This is a genomic window from Mycobacterium sp. (assembly GCF_035653355.1).
In the GTDB taxonomy this organism is placed as follows: domain Bacteria; phylum Actinomycetota; class Actinomycetes; order Mycobacteriales; family Mycobacteriaceae; genus Mycobacterium.
Genome location: NZ_DASRBZ010000391.1, coordinates 1 through 2,814, shown reverse-complemented (window position 1 = coordinate 2,814; position 2,814 = coordinate 1). Strand labels below are relative to the sequence as shown.

General features: G+C 66.2%; 2 protein-coding genes. Both read right to left on the bottom strand.

Annotation, left to right across the window (positions count from 1 at the left end; genetic code table 11):
- Window positions 1–66: 66 nt before the first annotated feature.
- Complete coding sequence (locus VFA16_RS13565) at window positions 67–1,227, bottom strand: acyl-CoA dehydrogenase family protein (protein WP_324968318.1); 1,161 nt, start codon at window positions 1,225–1,227, stop codon at window positions 67–69.
- A gap of 4 nt (window positions 1,228–1,231) precedes the next feature.
- Window positions 1,232–2,814: acetyl/propionyl/methylcrotonyl-CoA carboxylase subunit alpha (locus VFA16_RS13560; protein ID WP_324968317.1), on the bottom strand; the 1,583-nt coding region annotated here is incomplete at its 5' end.

The following is a 2,814-nucleotide window of genomic DNA, read 5'->3' as shown; positions in this document are numbered from 1 at the left end:
AGCGCACGCCGGTCTCGAATTCTTCGAACCATAGCCCGCGCTGAACGATCGGGCGATCTTCAGCTGTCACAGACCCACCTCTCGTGCGATCAGCATCAGCTGCACTTCGCTGGTGCCCTCACCGATCTCCAGGATCTTGCTGTCCCGGTAGTGGCGGGCAACAGGGAACTCATTGACGAACCCGTAGCCCCCGTGAATCTGCGTGGCGTCACGTGCATTGTCCATCGCCGCCTCACTGGCCACCAGCTTGGCGATCGCCGCCTGTTTCTTGAACGGCTTACCGGCCAGCATCAGCGCCGCCGCGTCGTAGTAGGCGGTACGGGCGGTGTGGGCGCGGGCCTCCATCCGGGCGATGGTGAACTCGATGTGCTGATAGCGGCCGATCGGGCGCCCGAACGCCTCGCGCTGGCGCGCATACTTGACGCTTTCGTCCACGCAACCCTGTGCGGCCCCGGTGGACAACGCGGCGATCGCTATCCGCCCTTCGTCGAGGATGCGCAGGAAGTTGGCATACCCGCGGCCGCGTTCGCCCAGAAGATTCTCCTCGGGCACCCGGACATCCTGGAACGTCAACGGATGAGTATCAGAGGCGCGCCAGCCCACTTTGTCGTAGGCCGGTTCGACGGTGAACCCCGGTGTGGGTACCGGCACGAGGATCGACGAGATCTCCTTCTTGCCGTCCCGTTCACCGGTGACGGCGGTTACCGTCACCAGTTTGGTGATGTCGGTGCCTGAGTTGGTGATGAACTGCTTGGACCCGTTGATCACCCAATGCCCGTCGTCGAGAAGCGCGGTGGTCTTGGTCGCGCCGGCGTCGCTGCCACCGCCGGGTTCAGTCAACCCGAACGCACCCAGGGCCTGGCCACTGGTCAACTGCGGCAACCACTCTCGCTTTTGCGCTTCGGTGCCGAACCGATAGACCGGCATGGCGCCCAGCGACACACCGGCCTCCAGCGTGATGGCCACGCTTTGGTCGACCTTGCCCAGTTCCTCCAGTGCCAGGCACAAAGCGAAGTAGTCGCCGCCCATTCCGCCCCACTCCTCCGGGAACGGCAGACCGAAGAGGCCCATCTCCGCCATTCCGGCGACCACTTCGTAGGGAAAGGAGTGTTCGGCGTCGTGGCGAGCGGCGACCGGTGCGACCACGCTCTGCGCGAAATCCCGGACCGTCTTGGCCAACTGCTGGTATTCGTCGGGAAGCGTCCCGCTTGCAATGAAGTCAGGCATCAGCTCAGCCTTCGCCTTTCGTGTTCGCGGTGATTCGGGCCAACGGCTGGCCCACCTTGACCTGGTCGCCGACACCGACTAGCAGTTCGGCCACCCCGTCGACCGGGGATGCCAGTGCATGCTCCATTTTCATTGCCTCCACTGTGACGACAACGGTGCCCGCCGCCACGTCGGCCTTGTCGTCGACGCTCACCGCGACAACGGTTCCCGGCATGGGGCTCGTCAACTCGGCGTCGCCGCTGTGCTCGTCGTCCGGACGCACCGGCGCTTCCTGCACTTCCTCAACTACGGCGGTCATGCCGCCGCCGTGTAGCCAAATCCGGTGATCCGCTGCGGCGACGGCGTATTCGGTACGGACGCCGTCCAATGTCACCGTCAATCGCTGGCCTTCGAGATGGGCCTGCAGCGAGCGGCTTTCACCGTCCTCGACGCGTGCTCGGGCGTCCGTGGGAATCCCGGTCAGGTGCACATGGTCGGTGCGGTCGTCGGCTCGCAGCCGAATACTGACCGGCGCGTGGGCGCCGATCCGCCACCCCGACGGCACCTCCCACAGATCCGCGCTGGGCTTAGGCCAGAGCCGCAGCCATCGGTAGGCCGCCGCGGCGATGAGGTGTTCGTCGGCAGGCGGCACCGCAGCGAATTCGCCGACCCGCCGGTCCAGCAGCCCGGTGTCGAGTCGACCGGCGGCAACATCGGGATCGGCCAGCAGAAACCGAAGAAACTCCACGTTGGTGGCCACGCCGAGCACCGCGGTGCCCGCCAACGCGCGGTCGAGCGCCCGCAGCGCAGCGGGCCGGTCAGCGGCGTGCGTGACCACCTTCGCCAGCATCGGGTCGTACGCGCTGCCCACCGTCATACCGGCCGAAAGCCCCGAATCAATCCGCATCCCAGGGCCTTTGGGCTCGACTAACCCGAGCACGTCGCCGCCGGTAGGCAGAAAGCCGCGGGCGGGATCCTCGGCGTAAATCCGCGCTTCGACTGCGTGGCCGTGCAGGGTGATGTCGGACTGGCTCGCGGTCAGCTTCTCGCCTGCGGCAATCCGGATCTGCCATTCGACCAGATCCCATCCGGTCACCATTTCGGTGACCGGATGCTCGACCTGCAGCCGGGTGTTCATCTCCATGAAGAAGAATTCCTCGGGCCGGTCGGCGGAAACGATGAACTCCACGGTGCCGGCGCCGGTGTAGTCCACGCTGCGTGCGGTGTCGCAGCCGGCAGCGCCGATGCGGGCCCGCGTCGCAGCATCCAGCAGTGGTGACGGTGCCTCCTCGATCACCTTCTGGTGGCGTCGCTGCAAGCTGCATTCCCGTTCGCCAAGATGTACCACGTTGCCGTAGGTGTCAGCCAGCACCTGTACTTCGATATGCCTGGGCCGCAGTACGAATCGCTCCAGGAACAGGGTGTCGTCGCCGAAGGCGGCAGCCGACTCCCGGCGGGCACCGGCCAGCGCGGCGGGCAGGTCGGCGGCGCGTTCCACCATGCGCATGCCCTTGCCACCCCCGCCTGCCGACGGCTTGACCAGCACCGGGTAACCGATTTCGTCGGCGGCAGAAATCAATTCGACGTCGGTCAGCCCCGGGCGGGCGA